Here is a 26,114-nt window from a genome sequence, read left to right as displayed (position 1 = left end):
CTCCTCAGGAGGTCGCGAGGCAGGGGAGATCAGAAGTTGCGGATCCGGGCGACGGCCTGCGCGATGTCCGCGTGGGCCGTCGCGGGGTCGGCGGCGGCGCGCCGGAAGTGCGCCGACACCGCTTCCATGGCGGGCAGTCGGGCCACCGAGGTGGCGAGGTCCATGTCCTTCGCGGCGAGGGCGGTCTCGAAGTGCACGCCCTCGGCGAAGGCGCGGCCCACCGCACCGCCGATCGGGCCGCCGGCGAGGGCGGTGCGTGCGGTGTCCTCGTCGAGGCCGAGGGCGTTCGCGAGGACCAGGGCCTCGGCGACCAGGGCCACGCCGCCCAGGACGGCGGCGTTGACGACGAGCTTGAGGGCGGCGCCGGAGCCGAGCGGTCCGGTGCGGGTGACGGTGCCGAAGCGGGCGAGCACATGCTCGACGGCGGCCGTCTCGCCGCCCGCGAGGATGCCGAGCTGCCCGGCCGCGGCCCGGTCCGTGCTGCCCATGACGGGCGCGTCGACGAGGGTCACCCCGTCCTTCAGCCGGGCGGCCAGCTCCTTGACGGCGTCCGGGCCGACGGTCGACATCTCCACCCAGCGCACCCCGGGGCGCAGCTCGGGCACGATCGCGTCGGCGACGGCGTCGAGCGCGGCCGGTCCCGCGAGCATCGTGACCACCACGTCCGCGTCCCGTACGGCCTCGGCCGGGGATGCGGCGAGCCTGGCACCTCCGGCGACGAGGGGCTCCGCCTTTGCGGCGGTGCGGTTCCAGACGGTCAACGGGTGTCCGGAGCCGAGAAGTTGACGGGCCATCGGGGCGCCCATGTGACCGAGTCCGAGAAAGGCGATCTTTTCCATACCAGCGACGCTAGGCATCACCGGGCGATGCGACAAGCGAATGTCTAGCATGGCTGCCATGCGGGATCCACATACCGAACATGCTGTAGCACCCTCCGACACTCCCGACCTGTCCACCGCCTGGCTGCGGGTGTTCCTGGACGTCGCGCGGCACGGCTCGTTCACCGTGGCCGCGCGGACGCTGGGCTGGACGCAGTCCGCGGTGTCGCGGCAGATCGCCTCGCTGGAGTCTGCGCTCGGCGGGGCACCGCTCTTCGACCGGCTGCCCAGGGGCGTACGGCTGACGGAGGCCGGGCGGGTCCTCGTCCCGCATGCCGAGGCGGTGGTGGAACGGCTGCACGACGCCGGCCGCGACCTCGCGGCGCTGCGCGAGGTCGCGGGCGGGCGGCTGCGGCTCGGCGCGTTCGCCACGGCCGACGCGGCCCTCGTGCCCCGGGCCATCGCCGCGTTCCGCGCCCGCCACCCCGGCGTACGGCTCACCCGCGAGGAGGGGCTCACGCCCGTCCTGCTGGACCGGCTGGCCTCGGGCGGCCTGGACCTGGCGGTCGTCTCCACGACGGGCCGCGCCCCGCTCGACGCGTACGACCTGCGCCACCTCCTCGACGAGTCGCTGTACGTCGCCGTCCCCGCGGACCACCCGCTCGCGGCCGAGCCCTCGGTGCGGCTGGCCCAACTCGCCGACGCCGACTGGATCTCCGGCAGTTCCCGCCCCGAGGGCACCCTCCTCGACGCGGCCCTGCGCCATGGCTTCCGGCCGCGCGTCGCGCATGTGGTCGCCGAGTGGACCGCGAAGCAGGGGTACGTCGCCGCCGGGCTCGGCGTGACCCTGGTCCCGGCGCTGGCCGCGGAGTCCGTACGGCCCGACATCGCGCTGCTGCCGGTGCGCGACGAGGGTGCTCCGGCGCGGGCGGTGTACGCGGCGACGGCACGGGGGCGGTCCCTGTCACCGGCCGCCACCGCGTTCCTGGCGGCACTGCGGGATGCGGCGGCGAAGATCCCCACGTGACTCACGCACGAGAGCGTGACTCACGGACGATGACCTGACTCACGGCCCATGGCGTGCGCCGCGTGCGTCACGTGATACTGCCGTCGTCCGGCGGCGACAGCTTCGGCTTCCCCCACGCGCGACGGAAGGACCTGAACTCCCTTGAGCAACCTACGTGTTCGGATAGGTGCACTCGGCCTGGCCCTGATGGCGGGACTCACCGCCCCGGGGACCGCGACCGCGGGTACGACGCCCACGGCGACCGTCGAGGAGCAGCGGCTCGACAAGGCCGCACCCCAGGAGATCCTGCGGCGCTCCGGATTCGACTCCGTGGCCCCCGAGTTCGCGCGGGCGCTCACCTCGTCCCACTCGTACGCGCAGGCCGAGCGTGTCGTCGTACGGCAGGGATCCCGGCTGTGGCAGCGTGCCGTCGACCGTGCCCAGGGGCGCGGGCCCGCGGGCGGTGACCTGAGCCGGGACGACGACCGGCCGCTGTACTGGGCGCGGCTCGCCATGACGCGCGAAGTACGGCAGCGGGAGCCGGAGTTCGGCCTGTCCGACACCCAACGCGCCAGGCTGCTGGACGAGTTGGAGCAGAACTCGCGCGGACAGACCTCGATCCGCTACCCGCAGCGGGCGCACACGCCGCACGGCAAGGGCGTGAAGCGGATTCTCGTCACCGGGTTCGACCCGTTCACGCTTGACCGCGACATCCGGATCTCCAACCCCTCCGGGGCCACCGCCCTCGCCCTCGACGGCACGACGATCGAGACCTCGGACGGTCCGGCGCGCATCGAGACCACCGTGTTCCCCGTCCGCTGGCAGGACTTCGCCGAGGGCACGGTGGAGCGGACCCTGCGGCCCCATCTCCCTCGGGTCGATCTGTTCACGACCGTGAGCCAGGGCCGGGTCGGCCGCTTCGACGTCGAGCGGACCAACGGGGCCTGGCGGGGCGGCTTCCCGGACAACGAGAACATCTCCCGGACGGAGACCGTACCGGTCGCCGATCCGGCCTCGGAGCCCCAGTGGACGACGACCACACTGCCGTACAAGGAGATCGTCACCGCGAGCACCGGCCGCTTCCCCGTGTACGACAACACGAGCGTGACCGAGATCCCGGCGGGCGGCACCGATCCGGTCGTGCGCCCCGACGGCCCGACCCCCGGCTCCACCGCCCGGGCCGGAGGCGGCGGAAACTACCTCTCCAACGAGATCGCCTACCGGGCCACCCTGCTGCGGGACCGGCTCGGTCTGCACGACTCGCTGCCGGGCGGGCATGTGCACACACCGGTCCTGGAGTTCGGGGCGGGCAACACGGATCCGGCGACCGGGGCGGTCACCGATCCGGAGTTCGTGCGCAACCGGCTGGACATCATCGCCCAGGTGCGGGCGATCCTGACGGTCGCGGCGGACGCCACCGGTCAGGAGGCCGCGGCCGCCTCGTGATCGCCGTTGCGGTCACCGTCCCCGTCGTTGCCTTCGCCGGGTCCCGACTCCTCGCCCAGCAGGTCGCGGGCCAGCAGCGTGGCGCCCGCGACCGCGCCCGGCATCAGGAACACGGCGACGAACGGGACCAGGAAGGCCAGGCCCAACGGGGTGCCGAAGCCCCAGACCAGGGTCTTGCGGGCGCGGAGCAGGGTGAGGCGGTCGCGGAGGTCCACGCTGCGGCGCTGGAGGGCGACCGCCGTCAGCTCCTCCGTCAGGAAGAACCCGGTGACGAAGAACCCGATCACGGGGACGACGGTCTGTCCCACGAACGGGAGGAAGCCGCAGGCGAAGAGGAGTACACCCCAGATGAGGGCCCGGACGACGATACGGAGGCTGTCGCGGGCCGAGATCCACAGTTCCCGCCAGAGCGGGAGGCCCGACTCCGGGGCCGTGCCGTCCGGGGAGACGTCGCGGTCGACCTTCTCCGAGAGCGACTCGTAGAAGGGCTGGCCCACGAGGAGGGTGACCGCGGTGAAGGTGACCACGGCGAGGAGGAGGGCCAGGGCGACGAGCACGGCTGTGAGGAAGCCGCGGAAGAGGCCCAGCCAGGGGCTGGACCAGTCGTCCGCGAACGGGGTCGCCCATGCGATGAAGTCCTCGCCGTAGAGGGCGAGGGCGATCAGCGCGGCGGCGTACAGGACGAGGGTGATCAGGCCCGGAAGCAGTCCGAACCCGTACTGCTTCCCGTGCCGGGCCACCCATCGCTGGCCCTGCACCAAGTAGCTGAAGCCCACCCCGAGATCGCGCATGGGGGAGACTTTACCGGGGCCGTGCGGTGGGCTTGGCGTGGGGTTTTTCGCCCCCTCCGCCCCTACCCTTCCCGTTGTCCTGGGGGCTGCGCCCCCTTTCCCCCTGCCATCGCGCTGCGCGCTCGTCCTCAAACGCCGGACAGGCTATCCAGCCCGTCCGGCGTTTGAGGACGAGGCCGTTCAGGCCGACAGCGGGGGTCTGGGGGCGGCAGCCCCCAGGTCCGGGTCGGGTAGGGGCGGAGGGGGCGAAAACCCCATAGGGACCCCCTACGCCGGCGTCACCGCAACCACCACCCCCTGGTCCGCCGCAGGCGACACCGCTGCCTCCACCCGGACCGCCGCCGCGCGGGCCACGCGCCCCGCGCGGGAGGCCGTCGCCAGCAACAGGGGCTGGAGGTGTTCGAAGCCGGACACGAGGAGTTCCTCCCCGGCGATCAGGACCGGCCGGGCGGCGTTCACGGTGGCGGCCGCCGCCTCCGTGAGATCGGCAAGCGGCGGCAACGTCGCCCGGACCACCCCGGCCCCCGCCGCGGCGGCCCGCTCGGCCAGCGCCACCTGGAGGGGCATCAGCGGAGCGAGGGCAGCCGTCAACGCGTCGGCGATACGCCGGAGTTCGGGCGTGGAGCCACGCAGCACCTCCGCGGCGGCCCGCACCACCGGGGTGAGCGCGAGAAGCGCCCCGGCAGCCACACCGGCGGCAGCGGGCAACAGCGGGGACGTCGCGTCGACAAGCTCGCCGAGCGCCGCGGCGGCCTCCTCCACGGCGGGCTCGACCGCGTCGAGGATCGGCAGCAGGCTGTCACCGAGCGCGGCGAGAAGGGCCTGCGCGGGCTCGCTTACGGGGTGCACCGCGAGCGGGGCGCCGCTCGTGCCGAGCCGGGTCAGTGTGTCCACGATCCGGTAGAAGGCCTCCTGCGCCTGCGGGGAGGCGCTCGCCTCGGCGAGTTCGGCCGTGGTCCGGCGCAGGACGCGCAGCACCTCGGCGCCCGACCCGTCCCTGGGGTCGAAGGTGTTGACGGCGATCTTGGTGATGTTCCCCGCGGTGTCGAGGAGTTGGCCGGTGATGTCGGTCGTGTTGCGCGCCATGCGCAGCACGTCCTCCCTGCTGGGGAGCGACGGAATCGGGGACATGGGCCCTCCTCGCCACGCGTGCTGCCACTAGGCCGTCCAGGCGGCCCCGGCCCTCCGTCGCGCCGATGCCAGGTCCAGCATGCCCCGTCCGACCCGCCGGGGATGCGCCATCCGGGGCATCCGTGACACCAACGCCCTCTTGTTGCGCGAGAGTCGAACAGGTACACCTCGCCGTACCGATAGGCCCTGGAACCCCCCGCCTCAGGAGGTACGCGTGCGCCGCCCGAGCCCTGGACCGAAGCCACCGTCGAGACCCGTGCCCCCATCCCCGATCGTCCCAAGACCCCTCCTGATCGCCACCGTCACGGCCACCGCCGCCGGCTCCCTGCTCCTCGCCCCGCACAGCGCCACCGCGGACCGCCATCCGCCCGTACGCGAAGGGGCGTACGCGGCGGACGGAAGGCACCCGGCCGCGAAGAACCCCGCGAGCGCCGCCACCCGCGCCCTCGCCGCCTCCGTCACCGACCTCTCGTCCGACAAGCGCGGCTACCCCCGCGAGCAGGTCCTCACCCCGGAGCCTGCGAACCCCGCCGACAAGTCCCTCAAGCTCGGCCTCACTCCGTACTACGGCATCGCCCCGAAGCTGAACGCCCTCCAGCGGCTCGGCGACCGGGTGAGCGTCGAGATCACCGGCGCCTCCGCGGGCGGCCACCGCCTCTACCTGGTCACCGTCACCGCGCCCGAGACCGTCCGGCAGACGCGGGCGCAGGAGCGGATGCGCGAGCTCATCGAGAACGCGCCGCAGGCCGCCGCCAAGGACAGGGCCGTCAAGAAGGACTACAAGACGCCCGTCTTCTTCAACAACAACATCCACGGCAACGAGTGGGAGGGCACCGACGCCTCGCTCAAGCTGATCGAGCGGCTGGCGACGGCGAAGGACGCGACGACAACCGACCTGCTCGCCCACAACCGCCTCTACTTCAACATCACCGCGAACCCGGACGGCCGTATCGCGGGCACGCGCGCCAACGCAGGCGGCTTCGACCTGAACCGGGACTTCATCACCGCCTCGCAGCCCGAGGTGCGCGCGATGCGGCAGATCGCCATCGACAAACAGCCCGCGGTCATGCTCGACCTGCACGGCTATGTCAACGGCACGCTCATCGAGCCCACCACTCCCCCGCACGGCGAGAACTACGAGTACGACCTGTTCCTGAAGAACACCTACGCCAACGCCCTCGGCATGGAGGCGGCCGTCAACGGTCTCGGCCACACGCCCGCCAAGGACGGCGTGGAGCCCGTGCAGATCCCCTTCCGCGACCAGCAGGAGGGCTGGGACGACTGGCCGCCGATCTTCACGCCGCAGTATGAGGCGTTCCACGGCACGGTCGCCGCGCACACCGTGGAGATCCCCCTCGCGGTGAACAACGAGGAGTACGACACCCTGCCCGTCGCGGAGCTGCGCCGCAGGTCCGCGATCAACGTGGACGTCGCGGGCGCCGCCATCCGCGCCACCCTCGACTACGTGCAGCAGCACCGGACTTCGCTCATCGCCGACCAGATCGAGGTGTTCCGGCGCGGGGCCACGGGCGCCGCGCAGGTGCCGGTGTCGTCCAAAACGGTCCCCGGCGTCCCGGGCATCGGCCCGGAGGACGTCTACACGACCGAGTTCCCGCGCGCGTACGTGATCCCCGCGGGCGGTACCCAACGCTCGGCCACGGCCGCCGCGCGCCTGGTCGACCACCTCATCGCCAACGACGTGCGCGTCACCCGCGCGACCCATGACTTCCGGCTGGCGGGGCGGTCGTACCCGAAGGGCTCGTACGTCGTCGATCTGCACCAGCCCAAGCGCGGTCTGGCCAATGTGCTGCTGGCGGACGGGCGGGACATCAGCGGCAAGGTGTCGGTGATGTACGACATCTCGGGCTGGAGCCTCGGCCGGTTGTGGGGCGCGACGGTCGAACCCGTGACCGGCGCGAGCAGCCTGTCGGGCGTTCCCGTCCGTGCGGTGCGGGCCGCCGCGCATGTCGGGTACGTCGCCCCGCGCGGCGATCTACGGCTGCGCCTCGACACCCCGCAGGAGATCGCTTCCCTGAACTCCCTTCTCTCCCAAGGGGTTTCGATACGGCAGGCCGCCGACGGCAGCGCGATCGTGCCGGGCGCCGCCCGTGCGGAGGCCGCCGCTCTCGCCCGTACCTACGACGTCGCCTTCGACGCGACCACCGTGCGCGGTACCACCGCGCTGCACCGCACCCGTGTCGCCGCCGCCGTCACGCCGGGCGAGCTGTTCGCGCTGCGCGAGATGGGCTTCGAGGTGACGCCGGTGTCGGCGGGCGTTCTCAACGCGGGCTTCGACTGGTCGACGGTGGACGTGCTGTTCGTGTCGTCCGGGCTGGACCACGCCGACCTGAACGCCTCCGCGCGGGCGGCCCTCGACGGCTTCCTGGCGCGCAGGGGTCTGGTCGGGCGCGGTGCGGCGGGCGCGGCTCTCAACGCCGCTGCCGGATTGCTCGCCGTGAAGCCGGTCGAGGGCAACGGAGACGCCAACGGCGTGGTGCGGGTGGTGAATTCGGCCGGTTCGCCGGTGACGGGCGGCGCGCCCGACCACAGCTTCGTCTACGCCCCGGTCTGGTTCACCGATCTCGGGCCGGGGGTGCACGTCGAGCAGGCCTACGCAACCGGCAATCCGCTCGTCGCGGGGCACTGGCGGCCGCTGGCCGACGGCACGGGCGGTCCGACGGCGGCCGGCGGCCAGGCGGCCGTGGTGAGCGGTCCGCACGCGGTCCTCTTCGGTACGGAGCCCCTCTTCCGCGATCACCCGAAGGGGGAATTCCCGCAGCTGGGACGCGCGTTGCTGACGGTGAGCCAGGTCAGCGGCAGCTGAGCGGGACCGAGAGGGAAACAGGGAGAGTGCGGATGATGCAGCAGAGCGGCAGCACCGTCCAGGGCACCGTCGCCGAGGGCTTCGAGGCGGTGCGCGAGGAGTTCGCGGCGATCGTGGCGGCCGAACGGCCGGACTACGTGGGGCAGTTGAGCGCATACGCCGCCGGTCGGCGGGTCGTCGACCTGTGGGCGGGCCCGGACACGGACGGCGAGACGCTCTACGGGGTGTACTCCTCCACCAAAGGCGCCGCCCACCTCGTCGTCGCACTGCTCGTCCAGGACGGCACCCTGGAGCTCGACCGCGAAGTCGCCCACTACTGGCCGGAGTTCGCGGCCGAGGGCAAGGGATCGGTGACCCTGCGCGAGCTGCTCGCCCATCGCGCGGGAGTCATCGGCGCCGACGACGGGTTCACCGCCGAGGAGCTCGCCGACGACCGGGTGATCGCCGAACGGCTGGCGGGACAGCGGCCGTTCTGGCGGCCGGGCACGGCCTTCGGTTATCACGCGCTGGTGATCGGCGCGCTGACGGGCGAGGTCGTACGGCGGACGACCGGCCGCTCGCTCCAGGAGATGTACGAGGAGCGGATCCGCGCCCCGTACGGGCTCGACTTCTTCCTGGGGCTGCCCAAGGAGCACGAGGGCCGCTTCCGCTCCGTCCTGCCGATGGACCCGACGCCCGAGCAGCAGGCGGTGTTCGCGGCCTTCCAGGGCGGCCCGCACACGGTGGCGTCGATCGCCTTCAACCGCCAGGGCGCGGAGCCGACCGACATCGAGACGCTCCCCAACGCGCGCGTGGTGCGCGCCAAGGGTCCGGCATCGGTGGGCGGGGTCGCGTCGGCGCGCGGACTCGCCGGGATGTACGCGGCCGCGACCACCGGGGCCGACGGACTGCCGCCGCTGCTGAAGCCCGACACGGTCGCCGCCTTCGGACAGATCCACTCCATCGGGTACGACGTGGTGGCCCGCTCGCACAAGTCGTTCGCGCTGGGCTTCCAGGCGACCGCGGACACCTGGTACCCGTTCCTGGGCGCCGGGGCGATCGGGCACAGCGGCGCGGGCGGCTCACAGGGCTTCGCCGACCCGCGCAGCGGCCTCGCGTACGGCTACACGCGGCGCCGGTACGCCTTCCCGGGCGGGGCGGCGCCGGAGAACGAGCGGCTGGCGAAGGCCGTGCACACGGCGGCGCTCGCGAGCTGAAGCCTGAGAGCCTGTGTCACATCCCGCATACGTACGGCAGAGGCCGCACCCCCGTCCTGGGGTGCGGCCTCTGCCGTACGCAACGAGCGACCTCAGGCAAGCGTCACGGTGATGTTGCCGCGGATCGCCTTCGAGTACGGGCACACCTGGTGGGCCTTCTCCAGGAGGGCCTTGGCGGTGGCGGCGTCCACGTTCGGGATCTCGGCGGAGATCTCCACGATGATCCCGAACCCGTCCGCGTTCTTGCCTATGCCGACCTGCGCGGTGACGGTCGAGCCGGAGATGTCGGCGTTCTCCTGACGGGCGACGACGCCGAGGGCGCCCTGGAAGCAGGCGCTGTACCCGGCGGCGAACAGCTGCTCCGGGTTGGTGCCGGCGCCGCTGCCGCCCATCTCCTTCGGCGGGTTGACGACGACGTCGAGCCTGCCGTCGTCGGTGGCGACCCGGCCGTCACGGCCGTTCTCGGCCGTGGCTACCGCTGTGTACAGGACGTCAGAACGTCGGATTGCAGTGCTGGACATACGGTGCGCTCCTCCTTGGTCCGCCGCGACTCGCGCCCACGATCGCGACGACTTCGGAAAGAAGTTACCGTATGCCGGAAGTCCAGCGACAGGCTCCCCGAGGAGCGGGTGACGTCAGAGCTTGACGATCATCTTGCCGGTGTTGTCGCCGCGCAGGACGCCGAAGAACGCCTCCAGGTTGTTCTCGATGCCCTCGACGACCGTCTCGGCGTACTTGAGCTCGCCGGAACGGATCCAGCCGCCGACCTCGGCCACGAACTCGGGCTGGAGGTCGTACTGGTCGCCGACCAGGAAGCCCTGGATGCGGCCGCGGGTCTGGATCAGCCGGGCCAGGTTGCGCGGGCCGGGGGCGGGCTCGGTGTTGTTGTAGACGGAGATCATGCCGCAGACGGCGATCCGGCCGTCCCGGTTGAGCTGACCGATGGCGGCCTCCAGATGGTCGCCGCCGACGTTGTCGAAGTAGACGTCGACGCCGTCCGGGGCGGCCTCGCGCAGCTGGTCGCTCACCGAGCCGTTCTTGTAGTTGAAGGCGGCGTCGAAGCCGTACTCCTCGACGAGCAGCTTGACCTTCTCGTCCGAACCGGCCGACCCGATGACCCGCGAGGCGCCCTTCAGCTTGGCGATCTGGCCGACCTGGCTGCCGACGGCACCGGCGGCGCCGGAAACGAAGACCGAGTCGCCCTCCTTGAACTCGGCGACGCGCAGGAGGCCCGCGTAGGCGGTCAGGCCGGTCATGCCGAGGACACCGAGGTACGTGCTCAGGGGCGCGGCGGCGGCGTCGACCTTGACGGCCTGCTTCGCGTCCACGATCGCGTACTCGCGCCAGCCGAGGAAGTGCAGCACGTGGTCGCCGGCCGCGATGCCCTCGGCGTTCGAGACGACGACCTCGCCGACCGCGCCGCCCTGCATGGGCTCGCCCAGCCCGTAGGGGGCGGCGTAGGACTTGGCGGCGCTCATACGGCCGCGCATGTACGGGTCGACGGAGACATACAGGTTGCGCACCAGGAGCTGCCCCTCACCCGGCTGCGGGACCTCCGCCTCGACCAGGGCGAAGTCCTCGGCCTTGGGGGCGCCGACCGGGCGGCTGACCAGGTGCCATTCGCGGCCGGTGGTGGGGAGCGTGGGGGTCTCGGACATGGGGTGCGCCTTTCCTGTGCGGCTCGATTGCTCACGTGTTTCAGGGCCAGATACTTCAGTACCTGAAACAACCATGCGCCTTAATATTTCATGATGTCAAGTAACGGAGTATCCTGGAGCGCATGTCCACACCACCGAAGACGCGCCGCCCCGACGAGCTGACCCTTGAGGTCGTCGGACTCATCGGCACGGTCGTGGCCCGGTACCACGAGGAGTACGAGGAGGCCGCCGGGCGGCATGCACTGACCGGGGCGCAGGCGCGGCTGCTGGGGCTGCTGTCGTTGGAGCCGCTGCCGATGCGGCGGCTGGCGCAGAAGCTGAAGTGCGAGCCGTCCAATGTCACCGGGATCGTGGACCGGCTGGAGGCGCGGGGGCTGGTGGAGCGGCGGGCGGACCCCTCCGACCGTCGGGTGAAGCTGGCCGTTGCCACGGAGGAGGGGGTGCGGGTGGCCGGGAGCCTCCGCGACTCCCTGGGCTTCGCCCGCGAGCCGCTGGCCGGCCTCTCCCGGGAGGAGCGGGTGTCCCTGCGGGACCTGCTCCAGCGAATGCTGTCGGCTTAGGCGCCGGGCCGGACGGGCTGGGTCAGCCCGTCCGGCGTTTGAGGACGAGGCCGTTCAGGCCGAAGCAGGGGTCTGGGGGCGGCAGCCCCCAGGAACAAGGGACGGGTAGGGGCGGAGGGGGCGAACAACCCCGTAGGGACCCGCTACGTGCACCACCACAGGAACCGGTTGCACGTCTCCGACGGGGACGGGGCCGGGGTCGGGGCCGCCGACGTGGGGTTCACCGTGGGAGTGGCGGAGGTCCGAGGGGCCGACGTCGGGGCGGGAGCCCCGGCCGTGGTGTCGGGGGACACCGCCGCGGAGGCCGACTGCCCCTCCGTAGCCGCGTCTTTGTCCTTGTCCTTGCCCTTGTCCTTGTCCGACTTGTCGTCCCCGGACTCGGAGGCGGACGGCGACGCGGAAGGGTCGGGCGTCCCGGACGCCGTACGGGAACCGGTTCCGGAGCCCGTGCCGGACCCGGGCGTGTCGGACGACGCCGCGGAGGACGCCGAACCGTCCGCGGACTCATCCGCGGTGGCGGCCTGCGGAGTGGAACCCGGCGCCTCGATCCCCAGCTCCGCGAGGCTCAGCCCGCCCGCGGCGAGCAACAGTCCGGCTCCGACGAAGAGGATCTTGCGGCGGCGGCGCCGATGCGCCGCGGCCTTGCGATCGCGACGGCTCCCGCCGGACGCGGGCCCGCGCGCCCGCCGGCTGCGAGCCCTCCCGGGACGCTCGGCGGGCGCCTCGTCGCCCTCGTACGGCTCCGCGGCCTCTCCGGGATCCGTACCCGCCTCGCGCTCCTCCGCGTACGCGTACGCGGACGCGCGCAGCTCTTCGGCGGCGGTGCCGCACCCCGGGCAGGCAAGGGCGCCATTCAGGTGCCTTCGGCACGGGTTGCAGTAGTCCATGACGCCGGAAGACTAAGTTCCTCACAGGTAACGTTCCTAGGCACGCCTGTGAAGGTTGTGTAGTGAACTGCCTGTTCCGGCATGTCGAGTTGAGGACACCCCGGACCATTCCCCGCCATCCCCGCCCCACCCTGTCGAAACCGTTATGCGTTCGACCCATTGACACTCCAGCCGCCACGTCCTTACTGTCACGCCAGCATTTCGAACGTGTGACGAAATTTCGAACAGAGCCGAAGAGCACAGGGGGCAATTGCCGTGCGCATCACCGGAATCAGCACTCACGTAGTGGGGACGCCCTGGCGGAACCTGACCTACGTACAGGTGCACACCGACGAGGGCATTACCGGAGTCGGCGAGACCCGGATGCTGGGGCACACCGACGCACTGATCGGCTATCTGCGGGAGGCGGAGGCCAACCACATTCTCGGCTCCGACCCGTTCGCTGTCGAGGACCTCGTCAAGAGGATGAAGTACGGCGACTACGGCCGGGCCGGCGAGATCGTGATGTCCGGTATCGCCGTCATCGAGATGGCCTGCTGGGACATCAAGGGCAAGGCACTCGGCGTACCGGTGTGGCAGTTGCTCGGTGGCAAGGTCACCGACAAGGTCAAGGCGTACGCCAACGGGTGGTACACCACCGAGCGGACCCCGGAGGCCTATCACAAGGCCGCCCAGGGCGTGATGGAGCGCGGCTACAAGGCGCTCAAGATCGACCCCTTCGGCACCGGGCACTTCGAGCTGGACCACGAGCAGACGCTGTACGCCGTCTCCCTCATCGAGGCCGTGCGGGACGCCATCGGGCCGGACGCCGAGCTGATGCTGGAGATGCACGGGCGCTTCTCCCCGGCCACCGCGATCCGCCTCGCCCGCGAGCTCGCGCCCTTCAAGCCCGCGTGGCTGGAGGAGCCGTGCCCGCCGGAGAACCTGAAGGCGCTGGAGAAGGTCGCCGCCAAGGTCGACATCCCGGTCGCCACGGGTGAGCGCATCCATGACCGCATCGAGTTCCGCGAGCTCTTCGAGAGCCAGGCCGTGGACATCATCCAGCCCGACGTCGGTCACATCGGCGGCATCTGGGAGACCCGGAAGCTGGCCGCGACCGCCGAGGCGCACTACGTCCTCGTGGCCCCGCACAACGTGGGCGGCCCGGTCCTCACCGCCGCCTCCCTCCAGGTCGGCTTCTCCTCGCCGAACTTCAAGATCCTCGAGCACTTCAACGACTTCGCGGACGCGGACATCAAGAAGGTCGTGAAGGGCGCACCCCAGGTCATCGACGGCTACTTCCACCTCTCCGACGCGCCCGGTCTCGGCGTCGAGCTGGACACCGACGCGGCGGCCGAGTTCCCGCAGCAGCAGGCCCGGTTCGACCTCTGGGCGGACGGCTGGGAGCAGCGCAAGCCGAAGGGCAGCAAGTGAGCACCGCTGTCGTCATCGAGGCGCCGGGCGAGCACCGGCTGACCGCGCACGAGCCGCGGCAGCCGGAGGCCGGCGAGGCCCTGGTGCGCGTGCACGCCGTGGGCATCTGCGGCAGCGACCGCGAGGTCTACCAGGGCAACCGGCCCGACGGATACGTCCGTTACCCGCTCACCCCCGGCCACGAGTGGTCCGGCACGGTGGAGGCGGTCGGCGCCTCGGTGCCCGCGTCGCTCGTCGGCCGCAAGGTCGTCGGGGAGGGCTTCCGCAACTGCCAGGTCTGCGACCGCTGCCACGCGGGCGAGACGACGCTGTGCACGGCGGGGTACGAGGAGACGGGCTTCACCCAGCCCGGCGCGATGGCCACCACCCTCACGCTGCCGGCCCGGCTCCTCCATGTCCTGCCGGACGACGCCGACCTGACGGCCGCCGCTCTGCTGGAGCCGGCCGCCTGTATCGCGGCCGCCGCGCTCAAGGCGAACGCGGTGCCCGGCGAGCGGGTCGCCGTGGTCGGCACGGGCACCCTCGGGATGTTCGCGGTGCAGTTCCTGAAGGCCGGCTCCCCGGCCGAGCTGCTCGTGGTCGGCACCCGCCCGGACCGCGCCGCGCTGTCGAAGGAGTTCGGCGCCACCGAGTTCCGTACCCGCGACCAGGAACTGCCCGACGACTTCGACGTAGTGATCGAGACCGCCGGGTCCGCATCCGCCGCGCGCACCGCCGCCTCCCTGCTCAGGCGTGGCGGACGCCTTGTCCTGACGGGTATCCCGGCGCCGGGCGCCGAGGGCCTCGACCCCACCGATCTCGTCGTACGGCAGCTGGAGGTGCACACCGTCTTCGGTGCGCCGCCGGAGGCCTGGGCGCACACGGTGCGGGTCTTCGGGGCCGGGTTGCTCGACCCGTCGCCGCTGGTCACGCATGAACTGCCGCTCGCCGAGTTCCCACAGGCCATCGAGTTGGTGGGGTCCGGCGATCCGAAGGTCGGAAAGGTCCTTCTGCGCCCCTGATCCGTACGCCGGTACGGAGACCCTGACGCTGCGTACCGGCGTACGCCCAATCTCACGAACCTTGTTCGAAATATCGGACACGCGAAGCATCATCATCGAACGCGAAGGACAGCTTGTGACCGACGCCCCGCCTACGGCAGCCCGTCGACCCGGCGAGCAGGCGCTCGCCGCGCTCGGCCTGGGCGCGCCCGCCCTCTCACCCGCCGACGCCTCGCCGCACACCTTCCCGGGAGGCGGCCGCTGGCGCACCGAGGTCCCCTCCGTCGAGGGGCCCGAGGCGCTCGCCGTAGTCCTCAAGGAGTCCTCGCGGCTCGATGTGCCGATCCACCGGATCAGCCAGGGCAGCGGCGTCTGGATGCTGACCGACGCCGAGATAACCGAGATGGTCGACGCGACCGCCGAGCGCGACATCGAGCTCTGCCTGTTCACCGGGCCGCGCGGCACCTGGGACATCGGCGCCTCCGTGCGCACCGACTCGCGGGGCGGCGGGCTGCGCGCCCGGGGCCACGACGCGGTCGCCGGATGCCTCGAAGACGCCGTCCGGGCAACGGAGCTGGGCGTCAAGTGCCTGCTCGTCGCCGACGAGGGCGTGCTGTGGACGCTGCACCGGGCGCGGGCCGCCGGGATCATCCCGGCCGACACCACGCTCAAGGTGTCCGCGCTGATAGGCCCGGTCAACCCGGCCTCGTACGCGGTGTACGAGCAACTCGGCGGCGACTCGCTCAACGTGCCGAGCGATCTGACGCTCGATCACCTCACCGAGATCCGGCGGGTTTCCGCCGCTCCCATGGACATGTACATCGAGGCCCCCGACGACCTCGGCGGCTATGTGCGGATGTACGAGGTCGCCGAGCTGATCCGGCGCGGCGCACCGCTGTACCTGAAGTTCGGCCTGTCCAAGGCGCCCGCGATCTACCCGTACGGGCACCAGCTGCGGGACGTCACCCTGAACAGCGCCAGGGAAAGAGTGCGGCGCGGCCGCCTCGCCCTGGACCTGCTCGCGCGCCACGGAGCGGACGGCGACATGGCTCCGCTCGGCTCGCGGCTGCCGGGTGAACTCAAGCGTTTCGATATCCCGTCATAACGTTACGGAAACACGGCTTCACAAAAGAACACACGGCCGCGCACAATCCCACACACCCCTTCTCGGTCTCTCTCTGCACCGTCCTCCGGAGTCTCTTCCGCACCGCCAGACCGAGCCCTGCACACACATCAAGGATGATGATCATGCGTAACCGCAGAGCTGCCCTCACCGTCATAGCCGGAGCCGCCTCGCTCGCCCTCACCCTCTCCGCCTGCGGACAGTCCGGCGAGGGCGGCAGCGACGAGAAGAAGGGCGACGCCAAGGGCGGCACGATCGGCATCGCGATGCCGACCAAGTCCTCCGAGCGCTGGATCACCGACGGTGCCAACGTCGAGAAGGACCTCAAGGCCAAGGGCTACAAGACCAAGCTGGTCTTCGGCGAGGACGACCCCGACCAGCAGGTCTCGCAGATCGAGAACCTGATCACCCAGGGCGTCAAGGCGCTGATCGTCGCGGCGATCGACAACAAGTCCCTGAACAACGTGCTCCAGCAGGCCGCCGACGCCCACATCCCGGTCATCTCCTACGACCGCCTGATCCTCGGCACGAAGAACGTCGACTACTACGCGTCCTTCGACAACGAGAAGGTCGGCAAGCTCCAGGCCAGCTACATCGTCGACAAGCTGGGCCTGGCGAGCGGCAAGGGCCCCTTCAACATCGAGCTGTTCGCCGGCTCCAACGACGACAACAACACCAAGTACTTCTTCAACGGTGCGATGAGCGTGCTCCAGCCGTACATCGACAAGAAGAAGCTGGTGGTCAAGTCCGGCCAGACCGCGCTCAACAAGGTCACCACGCTGCGCTGGGACGGCGCCACCGCCCAGCACCGCATGGAGGACATCCTCACCTCGACGTACACGAGCGGCCGGGTCGACGCGGTCCTCTCGCCCTACGACGGCATCTCCATCGGCATCCTCGCCGCGCTGAAGTCGGACGGCTACGGCAGCAAGAGCAAGCCGCTGCCGATCATCACCGGCCAGGACGCCGAGCTCGCCTCGGTGAAGTCGATCATCGCCGGCGAGCAGTCGATGACCGTCTACAAGGACCTGCGCAAGCTCGCCCAGGTCGCCACGGACATGGTCGACGCCTCCCTCAACGGCAAGAAGCCCGAGGTCAACGACACCAAGTCCTACGACAACGGCACCAAGATCGTCCCCGCCTACCTGCTGCAGCCGGTCGCCGTCGACAAGAGCAACTACAAGAAGGAGCTCGTCGACGGCGGCTACTACACCGCCGACCAGCTCAAGTAAGCGTCGCCCCTTAAGGATTGGAAGGCACGACCATGGCGGGACCCGTCCTGGAAATGCGCTCGATCGTCAAGACCTTTCCCGGTGTCAAAGCGCTGTCGGACGTCTCGCTGACCGTCCGTCAGGGCGAGGTCCACGCCATCTGCGGTGAGAACGGCGCCGGGAAGTCCACCTTGATGAAGGTGCTCTCCGGCGTCCATCCGCACGGCAGCTACGAAGGCGACATCCTTTTCGAGGGAGAGGTCTGCTCCTTCAAGGACATCCGGGCGAGCGAGCAGCACGGCATCGTCATCATCCATCAGGAGCTGGCGCTGTCGCCGTACCTCTCCCTCGCGGAGAACATCTTCCTCGGCAACGAGCACGCCAAGGGCGGGTTCATCGACTGGCGGAAGACCCTGGGGCACGCCTCGGAGCTGCTGCGCCGGGTCGGTCTGACCGACCACCCGGAGACCCGCGTCGCCGACATCGGCGTGGGCAAGCAGCAGCTCGTGGAGATCGCGAAGGCGCTGTCGAAGAAGGTGAAGCTCCTCATCCTCGACGAGCCGACCGCGGCGCTGAACGACGAGGACAGCGACAAACTCCTCGATCTCATCCTGGAGTTGAAGAACCAGGGCATCACCTCGATCATCATCTCCCACAAGCTCAACGAGATCCGCAAGGTGGCGGACTCGGTGACGATCATCCGCGACGGGCACTCCATCGAGACGCTCGACGTGAAGTCGGCGGAGACGACCGAGGACCGGATCATCAGCGGCATGGTGGGCCGCGACCTCGACCACCGCTTCCCCGAGCGCACCCCGCACGAGCCGGAGAAGGGCGCGGCTCCGGCCCTGGAGATCCGCGACTGGACCGTGCACCACCCGATCGACCAGCAGCGCAAGGTCGTCGACGACGTGTCCATCCAGGTGCGGCGCGGGGAGATCGTCGGCATCGCGGGACTGATGGGCGCCGGCCGCACCGAGCTCGCGATGAGCGTCTTCGGACGCTCCTACGGCCGGCACGCGAACGGCACGGTCCTCAAGGACGGCAAGGAGATCCGGACGAAGACCGTCGCCGAGGCGGTCAAGCACGGCATCGCGTACGTCACCGAGGACCGCAAGCACTACGGCCTCAACCTCATCGACACCATCAACCGCAACATCTCGCTGACCGCCCTGAACAAGGTCACCAAGCGCGGTGTGGTCGACGAGCAGGAGGAACGGCAGGTCGCCGAGGGCTTCCGCAAGTCCATGAACATCAAGGCCCCGACCGTGTTCGAGCGGGTCGGCAAGCTCTCCGGCGGCAACCAGCAGAAGGTCGTCCTCAGCAAGTGGATCTTCGCGGGTCCTGACGTGCTGATCCTGGACGAGCCGACCCGCGGTATCGACGTCGGTGCCAAGTACGAGATCTACACGGTCATCGACCAGCTGGCGGCCGAGGGCAAGGCGGTCGTCTTCATCTCCTCCGAGCTGCCCGAACTGCTCGGCATGTGCGACCGCATCTACACGATGGCCGCCGGGCGGCTCACGGGCGAGTTCCCGCGCGCCGAGGCCACGCAGGAAGTGCTGATGCGTCAGATGACGAAGGACAAAGAGGTAACGCGATGAGCACCGATGTGACCAAGAGCCCGGCCGCCGCGCCGCCCGGCAAGAGCGGCGGACCGGCCTCCGGCGGTGGACTGCTCCAGCTGGTGCTGGACGGTCTGCGCCGCAACATGCGCCAGTACGGCATGCTGATCGCCCTCGGTCTGATCGTCGTCCTGTTCCAGGTGTGGACCGACGGCGACCTGCTGCTGCCGCGCAACGTCTCCAACCTGGTACTCCAGAACAGCTACATCCTGATCCTCGCGATCGGCATGATGCTGGTGATCATCGCGGGTCACATCGACCTGTCGGTCGGCTCGCTCACGGCGTTCACCGGCGCCTTCGCGGCCGTGCTGACGGTGCAACACGGCATAGCGTGGCCCGTCGCGCTGCTGCTGTGCCTGGCCATCGGCGCGGTGGCCGGCGCGGCACAGGGCTTCCTGATCGCCTACCTCGGCATCCCCTCCTTCATCGTCACCCTCGCGGGCATGCTGATCTTCCGCGGTCTGACGGAGATGCTCCTGAAGGGGCAGACCCTCGGCCCGTTCCCGGACGGCCTGCAGAAGATGGGCAACGGCTTCCTGCCGGAGGTCGGCCCGGACACCAACTACCACAACCTCACGCTGCTGCTGGGCTTCACGCTGATCGCCTTCTCGGTCGTCCAGGAGGTCCGCGACCGCAAGCGGCAGCAGGAGTTCGCCCTCGAAGTGGCGCCCAGGAACCTCTTCCTGCTCAAGCTCGTCGCCATCGTCGCCGCGATCCTCACGGTCACGATGCTGCTCGCCAGCTACAAGGGCGCGCCGATCATCCTGATCGCCCTGGCCGTGCTGGTGGTCGGCTACGGCTACGTCATGCGCAACGCCGTCTTCGGCCGTCACATCTACGCCATCGGCGGCAACCTGCCGGCGGCGAAGCTGTCCGGCGTCAAGGACAAGAAGGTCACCTTCCTTGTCTTCCTCAACATGGGCGTGCTCGCGGCCCTGGCGGGTCTGGTGGTCGCCGCCCGCCTCAACGCGGCCTCGCCGAAGGCAGGCCTGAACTTCGAACTCGAAGCGATCGCCTCGTCGTTCATCGGTGGCGCGTCCATGAGTGGCGGTGTGGGTACCGTCCTCGGCGCGATCATCGGTGGTCTCGTCCTCGGCGTGCTGAACAACGGCATGAACCTCCTCAGTGTCGGCACCGACTGGCAGCAGGTCATCAAGGGCCTGGCCCTGCTCGCGGCCGTCGGGTTCGACGTGTGGAACAAGCGCAAGTCCGGTTCGTAAGTCAGCTCGGGCCCCGTCGCCAAGGCGGGGCCCCACCCCTTTATGGGAGCCGCACAGATGGAACTGAACAGACGCACGGTCATCGCAGGCGCCGCGGCGGCGGGTATCGCCGCGACCGCCCTCGGCACAGGCACCGCACAGGCGGCCTCGGGAGGCAAGAAGCCGGTGAAGGAGCTCTTCGGGAAGCTCGCGGACGGGACGAAGGTCTACCGCTGGTCGCTGGAGAACGGCGGCACGCGCATAAAGGTCCTGTCGTGGGGCGGTGTCGTCCAGTCCCTGGAGATCCCCGACCGGCACGGCAAGTACAAGAACGTGTCGCTGGGCTTCGACAACATCGAGGACTACGTCGCGAAGACCCCGTACTTCGGTGCGCTCATCGGCCGCTACGGAAACCGCATAGCCAAGGGCCAGTTCACGCTCGACGGCAAGGACTACCAGCTCTCCGTCAACGACGGCGTCAACAGCCTGCACGGCGGCACCCAGGGCTTCGACAAGCACGTGTGGGACGTGGAGGGCTTCACCTCCGGCTCCGACGTCGGCCTGCACCTGCACTACACCAGCGTCGACGGTGAGATGGGCTACCCGGGCACGCTCAAGGTGAAGGTCACGTACACCCTCACCAAGCACGGCGACTGGCGCATCGACTACGCGGCCACCACCAACAAGGCCACGGTCGTCAACCTCACCAACCACGTCTACTGGAACCTGGCCGGCGAGGGCAGCGGCTCGATCTACGACCACGAGCTGAAGATCGCCGCCGCCCGCTACACCCCGGTCGACTCGGGCCTCATCCCCACCGGCGAGCTGGCGAAGGTCGCGGGCACCCCCTTCGACTTCCGGCACGCCAAGACGGTCGGCGAGGACATCCGGGAAGACAACCAACAGCTCCTGTACGCCAAGGGCCTCGACCACAACTGGGTCCTCGACAAGGGCATCACGGGCAAGCCCGAGCACGTGGCGACGCTGCGGGACCCGTCCTCCGGTCGCAGCCTGAAGATCGCCACGACCGAGCCGGGCCTCCAGTTCTACTCGGGCAACTTCCTCGACGGCACGCTCGTCGGCACCGGCGGCCACATCTACCGCCAGGGCGACGGAATGTGCCTGGAGACCCAGCACTTCCCGGACTCCCCGAACCACCCGAAGTTCCCGTCGACCGTGCTGCGGCCGGGGCAGACCTACAGGTCGACGACGGTCCACACGTTCGGTGCCTGAGTCGCCCGCGTGATGCGGGGCCGGTGACGTCGGGTTCGTGACGTCACACTTCTTTCACATGAGTTGAACACGGCAACTCCTGCCTCCGTACTTCTGGGTGGCCCGTGCTCCCCCGCACGGGCCACCCAGAGACGGAGGTTCCATGCCCGACAACGTCACCTCGCTGTTCCGCAGCACGGCGGCGCACAGCCCCTCGATGGCGGCGCTGGCGCGTGAGGGCGACGGGACGGGCCCGGTGGACTTCTGCATTCCGTGCAACCCGTACTTCCCCACCCCCGCCATGTTCGACGACCTGGCGGGCCGGTTGCGCGAGATCATCACGTACTACCCGAGCAGCGCCGACACCATCACGGCCGAGCTGTGCAATCTGCTCCAACTGCCGCCGCAGTGCGTCGCCATGGGTAACGGCTCGACCGAACTCATCACCTGGATCGACCACTTGCTGGTTCGCGAGTCCATAGCGATACCCGTCCCCACCTTCGGCCGCTGGACCGACCAGCCGATGGAGACCGGCAAGCGCGTCGACATGTTCCCGCTCCAGGAGTCCAGCGGCTTCGCCCTGGACCTCGCGCAGTACGCCGACTTCATCCGCAAGCGCGGCACCCGCGTCGCCGTGCTGTGCAACCCGAACAACCCCGACGGCGGCTTCCTCCCCCGCCACTCCGTCGTGCAGTTCATGGACGCGATGGCGGACCTGGACCTGATCATCGTCGACGAGTCGTTCCTCGAATTCGCCGACGCGGAGGCCGACCCGAGCGTCGTCGAGGACGCGGTGATGCGGCCCAACGTCATCGTGCTGCGCAGCCTCGGCAAGAACTTCGGCCTGCACGGCATCCGCTTCGGCTACCTCGTCGCCAACCCGGCCCTGGCGGGCAGAGTGCGCACGATGCTGCCCAAGTGGAACCTCAACTCCTTCGCGGAGACCGTGGTGTTCATGCTCAGAGACCACGGGGCCGAGTACATGGAAAGCCTGCACATGGTCCGCCGCGACCGGCTCGACATGGCCCGCCAGCTCTCCGGGCTGCCCGGCCTGACGGTCTACCCGTCGCAGGGCAACTTCCTCTTCGTGCGCCTCCCCGTGGGCGCCGAAGGCACCGTGGTCCGGGACCGGCTGCTCACCGAACACCGGATCCTGGTCCGCGAGTGCGGCAACAAGATCGGTTCGTCCAGCCGCTTCCTGCGTCTCGTGGTGCGCCCCCAGGTGGACGTGCGTCGCCTGGTGTCCGGCCTGGAACAGGTGCTCTACGGAACCAGGAGGGGAGCCGCCGTGCCCGAGCTGGGCACCGGGACCAGCTACAGCTCGGGTACGGCGGCGGTGGACCGACTCGTCAGCGCGACGAACGGGGCGGGCATGCAGGGACTGGCCGCGCAGGCGAACGCATGGCCGGGGCCCGCGGCGGCCCAGGCCGCGCCGATGCCTGCTCCGGTGCCGACACCGGTTCCAGCCCCGGCCCCCGTGCCGAGCCTGCCTCCCGCGCAGCCCGCGCCGCAGCCGGCCGCCGCGAGCTATCCGGCTCCGCAGCCGGCCGCCGCGGGCTACCCCGCTCAGCAGCCTGCCGCCGCTGCCGTGGCGAACTACCCGGCCCCGGGGCCCGTCACCGCCGTACCGAACTACCCGATCCCGGCCCCGCAGCAGCCCGCCGTATGGCCCGCTCCGGCGGCGGCCCAGATACCGACACCGGCACAGTCGCCGGGGGCGATGCCGGGCCTGGCTCCGGCCCCGGCGCCCGTGCAGGCCGCTGCCGCGGCCGCCGGGCTGCAGCCGGTCTTCCAGACCGGCATGCCCGGGTCGGCGGCTTCACAGGGCGCCCAGGGCGGGCTGACGGCCGCCCAGGTGCGCGGCCGGACCCAGCCGGAACCGCAGCCGCAGCCCGCCACCGGATGGCCGGCCGCGGCGCGGGCCCTCTACAACCAGGCGGGGTAGGCAGCCCTCGATCAGTACGCGACGGGCCAACCGGTGCTCCAGCTCAGCAGGTTGATGCCGAGCTTGGGGGTGCCGCCGTCGTTGCCGTCGTAGTAGTGATAGACGATCAGGTCGCCGTCCGAGTCGGCCATGATGGACTGGCCGCCGGGGCCGATGACGCTGCCGTGCGACTCCAGGACGGGCGTGCCGCCGTTGCTCATCATGGCGACGCCGCTCTTGTCGTAGTACGGCCCGGTGATGCCGGTCGCGCGGCCGACCTTCACCTTGTACGTCGAGCTGGTGCCGTTGCAGCAGACGTCGTACGAGGCGAACAGGTAGTAGTAGCCGCCCCGCTTGACGATGTACGGCGCCTCGACGGCCTTCGTACCGGTCGGCCGGGAGGCGATCGAGTAGCGCGTGGTGTTGGAGGAGAGCTGCTTCCCGCTGGACGGGTCGATCTGGATCATCTTGATCCCGGTCCACCAACTGCCGAAGGACAGCCACCACTTGCCGTCGTCGTCCACGAACAGGTTCGGGTCGATGGCGTTGTAGTCGCTGGAGGTCGTGGACGTGTAGACGACCCCGTAGTCGGTCCAGGAGCCCGGCAGTCCGGTGGTCGAACCGGCCACACCGATGGCGGACTTGTTGGATCCGAAGGTCGAAACGGCGTAGTACATCAGGTACTTGCCGCCGTGGTACGAGATGTCGGGCGCCCAGGCCTCGGTCGCGTACGTCGACCACCAGCTCGGCTTGGTGGTGAAGGCGTCACTGCCTGCCGTGAAGGCGGTCCGGTCGGTCGAGGTCTTGTAGGCGAGGCCGCCACCGGTGGCGTACAGCAGATAGCGGCCCGACGAGGTCTTGACCATCGTCGGGTCGTGCACCACGACGGAGCCCGTGACGGTGCCGGGGTTGGGGTAGGCGTTCGCGGTGCTCGGCACGAGGGCGAGCAGGACGGCGGCGGGGACGGCGAGGAGTGCGGTTCTGCGCGAGGTGCGGCTCACGGGGACCCTCCTTGAGGGACGGGGGACGGGGGCGAAGACGAGGGTGGGGGTGGAGGACGGAAGGTGGGTACGACACACGGGACGTTCGCGATCTCGAACGTCGATCGTGTTCTCGGACGGCTCTGGCCCCGAAACGTAGAGTCGAAGCGCTTCCGCGTCAACGCTTTCGACACGCCCAACCCGCATGTCTCACAAGCGCCTTGACGCGCAGGCGCTTTGCCGAACACACAGCTCACCGACAGTGAGCCTCTTTATCGTGCCGTGTTCATGACAGAGACTTCAGAGCCCCGCATCGGGCGTCGTACCGTCCTCATCGCCACCGGCGCCACAGCCGCCGCACTGGCCGTGAGCGCCGCGGCACCCGAAGCCCCCGCAGCCGAAGCGGCGGACGCGGCACAAGCGGCCCCGGTCGCCGCCGCGGCCGTCTGCACCCTTACCAAGGAGATGACCGAAGGCCCCTACTACCTCGACGGACAGTACGTCCGCGCCGACGTCACCGAAGGCAAGGCCGGAGTCCCGCTCAAGCTCACCCTCACCGTCGTCGACGACGACACCTGCGCCCCGCTCAACAAGGCGCTCGTGGAGATCTGGCACTGCGACGCGCTCGGCGAGTACTCCGGGTTCGTCGGCGGCAACGGCCACTCGGAGCCGGACGACGGGACCTTCCTGCGCGGCGGCGTCCTGACGGGCACCGACGGCGTAGCGAAGATCACCACGATCTACCCCGGCTGGTACCGCGGCCGCTGCATCCACATCCACCTCAAGGTGCACACCGGCGTCACGCTCACCTCCGACGGCTCCTTCACCGGCGGCACCGAACTCCACACCGGCCAGCTCTTCTGCAGCGAGACGGTGACGACGGCGGTCGCGAAGGTGTCGCCGTACTCGACCAACACCGTCACCCGCACCACCCTCGCCCAGGATTCGATCTACGACGACGGTGGCGCCGCGTCCGGCCTCCTCACCCTCACCGCACTGGGCAGCTCGGCGTCCTCCGGTTACGCCGGAACGCTGACGGTGGGCGTCGAGACGAGCTAGCCGACGCCACGGGCCGGTCGGCGGGTTCCTCTCAACTCACCAGCGGTGCACCGCAGATGGGTTCGGAGGGCCTGCCGTCCGGTCCGACCGGGACGTCCCCGGCGAGCATCACGCGGTGCATGATGCGCGGAGAGTCGAGGTGCCCGGTGTCGCCGGGAGCCAGGTGGATGGTGGCACGGTTGTCCCAGAACGCCACGCTGCCCGGCTCCCAGCGGAAGCGGACGGTGTACTCGGGCCGGGTGACCTGCTCGACGAACAGCTCCAGCAGCAACCGGCTCTCGGCGCGCGACACTTCGAGGATCTGCTCGACGTAGTAGCCGTTGACGAACAGCAGACGCTCGCCCGTCTCGGGGTGCACGCGCACCACCGGGTGGACGGTGGCGACCTGGTGATCCTGGAGGTGCTGGACGTAGGCGTCGCGTCCTGGGCGCGGCTGATAGCCGACCCCGAGGCGGTGCTCGGCGCGCAGCCTGTCGGCGAACTCCCTTACGGGCGCGGACAGTCCGGCGTAGGCAGCCGCCAGATTCGACCAAGTCGTGTCCCCGCCGTACGGCGGCACGGTCTCGGCGCGCAGGATGGTCGCGGCCGGCGGGTCCACCCGGGCGCCGTGGTCGCAGTGCCACCCCCGCGACAGCGTGTGCCGCCGCCGCTCCAGCCATTCCTGGTGGTCCATGCCGTAGCGCCCGGCCAGCTCCAGCCGGTCGGCCGTCGTCTCCACCTCCGGGAAGTCCCCCGGTGAGGCCTTGCCCCGGGAACGCAGCACGACCGGCTCGCCGAAACGCCGGGCCAGCGCGACATGGGCGGCGTGGTCGATCCGCTGGTCCCGGAAGAACACCACCTTCCAGCGCAGCAACGCCGCCCGGATCACCGCGACGGCCTCGTCGTCCAGCGGACCCGCCAGATCGACGCCGGTGATCTCCGCCCCGGTGTACCCGGTCACCGGCGCGACCTCGACCCCGGCCTTCGCAGCATGCGTCGTCACATCTCACTCCGCTCGTGCAGGAACTGATCCGGCCAGTACATCAGCCACCTGGTCAGGACTCGGCGAACGGCTCCGACTCCCGTACGTAG

The 26,114-nt window shown here is 70.2% G+C and carries 22 protein-coding genes; 14 read left to right on the top strand and 8 right to left on the bottom strand.

The genetic code is table 11. The features are described from left to right. Positions 1-29: 29 nt before the first annotated feature. Entirely contained in the window at positions 30-839 is an 810-nt protein-coding gene (locus AB5J56_RS30875) for an NAD(P)-dependent oxidoreductase (RefSeq protein ID WP_369237236.1), read from the bottom strand. 49 nt (positions 840-888) lie between these two features. Here AB5J56_RS30875 and AB5J56_RS30870 point away from each other — a divergent pair, with 49 nt between their 5' ends. Both AB5J56_RS30870 and AB5J56_RS30865 read left to right on the top strand, forming a co-directional pair. Further along, a complete protein-coding gene (locus tag AB5J56_RS30870) occupies positions 889-1,845 on the top strand; it encodes a LysR family transcriptional regulator (protein ID WP_369237234.1) in 957 nt (318 codons plus the stop codon). A gap of 141 nt (positions 1,846-1,986) precedes the next feature. Continuing rightward, on the top strand, positions 1,987-3,270 hold the full coding sequence (locus AB5J56_RS30865) for a pyroglutamyl peptidase (protein WP_369237233.1): 1,284 nt from the start codon (positions 1,987-1,989) through the stop codon (positions 3,268-3,270). Here the strand turns inward: AB5J56_RS30865 and AB5J56_RS30860 are convergent. Further along, complete coding sequence (locus tag AB5J56_RS30860; RefSeq protein WP_369237232.1) at positions 3,246-4,061, bottom strand: EI24 domain-containing protein; 816 nt, start codon at positions 4,059-4,061, stop codon at positions 3,246-3,248. The genes AB5J56_RS30865 and AB5J56_RS30860 overlap by 25 nt on opposite strands. A 267-nt stretch (positions 4,062-4,328) precedes the next feature. After that, positions 4,329-5,192 carry a hypothetical protein gene (locus tag AB5J56_RS30855; protein ID WP_369237230.1) on the bottom strand — a complete coding sequence of 288 codons (864 nt, stop codon included), beginning with the start codon at positions 5,190-5,192 and terminating at the stop codon, positions 4,329-4,331. Between the two features lie 256 nt (positions 5,193-5,448). On the opposite strand from AB5J56_RS30855, the gene AB5J56_RS30850 reads away from it, so the two are divergent. Both AB5J56_RS30850 and AB5J56_RS30845 read left to right on the top strand, forming a co-directional pair. Then, positions 5,449-8,016 (top strand): M14 family zinc carboxypeptidase, encoded by a 2,568-nt coding sequence (locus AB5J56_RS30850; protein ID WP_369237228.1) that lies wholly within the window; start codon positions 5,449-5,451, stop codon positions 8,014-8,016. 32 nt (positions 8,017-8,048) lie between these two features. Next, positions 8,049-9,212: a serine hydrolase domain-containing protein gene (locus tag AB5J56_RS30845; RefSeq protein WP_369237226.1), complete on the top strand. Its 1,164-nt coding sequence runs from the start codon at positions 8,049-8,051 to the stop codon at positions 9,210-9,212. A gap of 92 nt (positions 9,213-9,304) precedes the next feature. On the opposite strand, the gene AB5J56_RS30840 is transcribed toward AB5J56_RS30845, so the two are convergent. Together AB5J56_RS30840 and AB5J56_RS30835 are read right to left on the bottom strand one after the other, a co-directional pair. Then, on the bottom strand, positions 9,305-9,733 hold the full coding sequence (locus tag AB5J56_RS30840; protein WP_369237224.1) for an organic hydroperoxide resistance protein: 429 nt from the start codon (positions 9,731-9,733) through the stop codon (positions 9,305-9,307). Positions 9,734-9,847: 114 nt separating this feature from the next. Beyond that, positions 9,848-10,870, bottom strand: a complete 1,023-nt coding sequence (locus AB5J56_RS30835) for an NADP-dependent oxidoreductase (RefSeq protein ID WP_369237222.1) — start codon at positions 10,868-10,870, stop codon at positions 9,848-9,850. 122 nt (positions 10,871-10,992) lie between these two features. Between AB5J56_RS30835 and AB5J56_RS30830 the strand changes: the two genes are divergently transcribed. Further along, on the top strand, positions 10,993-11,430 hold the full coding sequence (locus tag AB5J56_RS30830; protein WP_369237220.1) for a MarR family winged helix-turn-helix transcriptional regulator: 438 nt from the start codon (positions 10,993-10,995) through the stop codon (positions 11,428-11,430). 143 nt (positions 11,431-11,573) lie between these two features. Here the strand turns inward: AB5J56_RS30830 and AB5J56_RS30825 are convergent, their stop codons facing one another. Next, on the bottom strand, positions 11,574-12,317 hold the full coding sequence (locus tag AB5J56_RS30825; protein ID WP_369237218.1) for a hypothetical protein: 744 nt from the start codon (positions 12,315-12,317) through the stop codon (positions 11,574-11,576). Between the two features lie 255 nt (positions 12,318-12,572). Here AB5J56_RS30825 and AB5J56_RS30820 point away from each other — a divergent pair, with 255 nt between their 5' ends. The 8 genes from AB5J56_RS30820 (at position 12,573) to AB5J56_RS30785 (ending at position 23,025) form a co-directional block, all read left to right on the top strand. Next, positions 12,573-13,730, top strand: coding sequence for a mandelate racemase/muconate lactonizing enzyme family protein (locus AB5J56_RS30820; RefSeq protein ID WP_369237216.1), 1,158 nt, complete (start codon positions 12,573-12,575; stop codon positions 13,728-13,730). After that, positions 13,727-14,731 carry a zinc-binding dehydrogenase gene (locus AB5J56_RS30815; protein ID WP_369237214.1) on the top strand — a complete coding sequence of 335 codons (1,005 nt, stop codon included), beginning with the start codon at positions 13,727-13,729 and terminating at the stop codon, positions 14,729-14,731. The genes AB5J56_RS30820 and AB5J56_RS30815 overlap by 4 nt, the downstream gene beginning before the upstream one ends. Before the next feature lie 115 nt (positions 14,732-14,846). Then, positions 14,847-15,815 (top strand): hypothetical protein, encoded by a 969-nt coding sequence (locus AB5J56_RS30810; RefSeq protein ID WP_369237212.1) that lies wholly within the window; start codon positions 14,847-14,849, stop codon positions 15,813-15,815. A gap of 143 nt (positions 15,816-15,958) precedes the next feature. Next, complete coding sequence (gene chvE, locus AB5J56_RS30805; RefSeq protein ID WP_369237210.1) at positions 15,959-17,065, top strand: multiple monosaccharide ABC transporter substrate-binding protein; 1,107 nt, start codon at positions 15,959-15,961, stop codon at positions 17,063-17,065. Positions 17,066-17,097: 32 nt separating this feature from the next. Next, positions 17,098-18,648 carry a multiple monosaccharide ABC transporter ATP-binding protein gene (gene mmsA, locus AB5J56_RS30800; protein WP_369237208.1) on the top strand — a complete coding sequence of 517 codons (1,551 nt, stop codon included), beginning with the start codon at positions 17,098-17,100 and terminating at the stop codon, positions 18,646-18,648. Beyond that, on the top strand, positions 18,645-19,889 hold the full coding sequence (gene mmsB, locus AB5J56_RS30795) for a multiple monosaccharide ABC transporter permease (RefSeq protein ID WP_369237206.1): 1,245 nt from the start codon (positions 18,645-18,647) through the stop codon (positions 19,887-19,889). The genes mmsA and mmsB overlap by 4 nt, the downstream gene beginning before the upstream one ends. 57 nt (positions 19,890-19,946) lie before the next feature. Continuing rightward, complete coding sequence (locus tag AB5J56_RS30790; RefSeq protein WP_369237204.1) at positions 19,947-21,101, top strand: aldose epimerase family protein; 1,155 nt, start codon at positions 19,947-19,949, stop codon at positions 21,099-21,101. A 142-nt stretch (positions 21,102-21,243) separates the two neighbouring features. Further along, positions 21,244-23,025: a histidinol-phosphate transaminase gene (locus AB5J56_RS30785; RefSeq protein WP_369237202.1), complete on the top strand. Its 1,782-nt coding sequence runs from the start codon at positions 21,244-21,246 to the stop codon at positions 23,023-23,025. 11 nt (positions 23,026-23,036) lie between these two features. On the opposite strand, the gene AB5J56_RS30780 is transcribed toward AB5J56_RS30785, so the two are convergent. Beyond that, positions 23,037-24,005: an arabinan endo-1,5-alpha-L-arabinosidase gene (locus tag AB5J56_RS30780; RefSeq protein WP_369237200.1), complete on the bottom strand. Its 969-nt coding sequence runs from the start codon at positions 24,003-24,005 to the stop codon at positions 23,037-23,039. Between the two features lie 267 nt (positions 24,006-24,272). Here AB5J56_RS30780 and AB5J56_RS30775 point away from each other — a divergent pair, with 267 nt between their 5' ends. Beyond that, on the top strand, positions 24,273-25,043 hold the full coding sequence (locus AB5J56_RS30775; protein ID WP_369237198.1) for an intradiol ring-cleavage dioxygenase: 771 nt from the start codon (positions 24,273-24,275) through the stop codon (positions 25,041-25,043). Positions 25,044-25,074: 31 nt separating this feature from the next. Here the strand turns inward: AB5J56_RS30775 and AB5J56_RS30770 are convergent, their stop codons facing one another. Beyond that, positions 25,075-26,025, bottom strand: coding sequence for a TauD/TfdA dioxygenase family protein (locus AB5J56_RS30770; protein WP_369237196.1), 951 nt, complete (start codon positions 26,023-26,025; stop codon positions 25,075-25,077). Between the last annotated feature and the right edge of the window lie 89 nt (positions 26,026-26,114).

The sequence above is a fragment of the Streptomyces sp. R21 genome (assembly GCF_041051975.1).
GTDB lineage: Bacteria > Actinomycetota > Actinomycetes > Streptomycetales > Streptomycetaceae > Streptomyces.
The sequence above is the reverse complement of the archived record's forward strand: the minus strand, read 5'-3'. Positions and strand labels throughout refer to the sequence as shown.

Bases quoted from the DNA above. Each gene is read 5' to 3' on its own strand.
- AB5J56_RS30875 (WP_369237236.1), bottom strand. From the start codon at position 839: ATGGAAAAGATCGCCTTTCTCGGACTCGGTCACATGGGCGCCCCGATG.
- AB5J56_RS30870 (WP_369237234.1), top strand. From the start codon at position 889: ATGGCTGCCATGCGGGATCCACATACCGAACATGCTGTAGCACCCTCC.
- AB5J56_RS30860 (WP_369237232.1), bottom strand. From the start codon at position 4,061: ATGCGCGATCTCGGGGTGGGCTTCAGCTACTTGGTGCAGGGCCAGCGA.
- AB5J56_RS30855 (WP_369237230.1), bottom strand. From the start codon at position 5,192: ATGTCCCCGATTCCGTCGCTCCCCAGCAGGGAGGACGTGCTGCGCATG.
- AB5J56_RS30845 (WP_369237226.1), top strand. From the start codon at position 8,049: ATGATGCAGCAGAGCGGCAGCACCGTCCAGGGCACCGTCGCCGAGGGC.
- AB5J56_RS30840 (WP_369237224.1), bottom strand. From the start codon at position 9,733: ATGTCCAGCACTGCAATCCGACGTTCTGACGTCCTGTACACAGCGGTA.
- AB5J56_RS30835 (WP_369237222.1), bottom strand. From the start codon at position 10,870: ATGTCCGAGACCCCCACGCTCCCCACCACCGGCCGCGAATGGCACCTG.
- AB5J56_RS30830 (WP_369237220.1), top strand. From the start codon at position 10,993: ATGTCCACACCACCGAAGACGCGCCGCCCCGACGAGCTGACCCTTGAG.
- AB5J56_RS30825 (WP_369237218.1), bottom strand. From the start codon at position 12,317: ATGGACTACTGCAACCCGTGCCGAAGGCACCTGAATGGCGCCCTTGCC.
- chvE (WP_369237210.1), top strand. From the start codon at position 15,959: ATGCGTAACCGCAGAGCTGCCCTCACCGTCATAGCCGGAGCCGCCTCG.
- mmsA (WP_369237208.1), top strand. From the start codon at position 17,098: ATGGCGGGACCCGTCCTGGAAATGCGCTCGATCGTCAAGACCTTTCCC.
- mmsB (WP_369237206.1), top strand. From the start codon at position 18,645: ATGAGCACCGATGTGACCAAGAGCCCGGCCGCCGCGCCGCCCGGCAAG.
- AB5J56_RS30790 (WP_369237204.1), top strand. From the start codon at position 19,947: ATGGAACTGAACAGACGCACGGTCATCGCAGGCGCCGCGGCGGCGGGT.
- AB5J56_RS30785 (WP_369237202.1), top strand. From the start codon at position 21,244: ATGCCCGACAACGTCACCTCGCTGTTCCGCAGCACGGCGGCGCACAGC.
- AB5J56_RS30775 (WP_369237198.1), top strand. From the start codon at position 24,273: ATGACAGAGACTTCAGAGCCCCGCATCGGGCGTCGTACCGTCCTCATC.